This is a genomic window from Herbaspirillum sp. RV1423 (genome assembly GCF_000577615.1).
Taxonomy (GTDB): Bacteria; Pseudomonadota; Gammaproteobacteria; order Burkholderiales; family Burkholderiaceae_D; genus Herbaspirillum.
Genome location: NZ_CBXX010000125.1, coordinates 1 through 274 on the forward strand (window position 1 = coordinate 1; position 274 = coordinate 274).

Annotated in this window: 1 protein-coding gene; it reads left to right on the plus strand. The window is 51.5% G+C overall.

The window, feature by feature from the left end; all coding sequences use genetic code 11:
- Nucleotides 1-274 (plus strand): Tn3 family transposase post-transcriptional regulator TnpC (tnpC, locus tag RV1423_RS30500; protein ID WP_051517026.1); only part of this gene is annotated, 274 nt, incomplete at both ends.

Here is a 274-nt window from a genome sequence, read left to right on the forward strand (position 1 = left end):
CGCGAAGGCATTGGAAGCGTTACAGGATAGCTATGACACGTCCGCGATGCTACGCATGGTGGATCAGCTGGATGCAATTCGGACGCGTCTTGATGGCATTGACGGCGTACGCGATGAGCTACTGCGCCTGCACGCAATGACACATACCGTTCTCAATGGTGCGAGACTGGTCGCTCACCCTGACGAAACAGACATCTGGGAGGCTGCTGACGAGTTAATTTCAGAATTTCATGATTGGTCGACTACCTTTGCAAGATTTGCAGAACAACTGAAT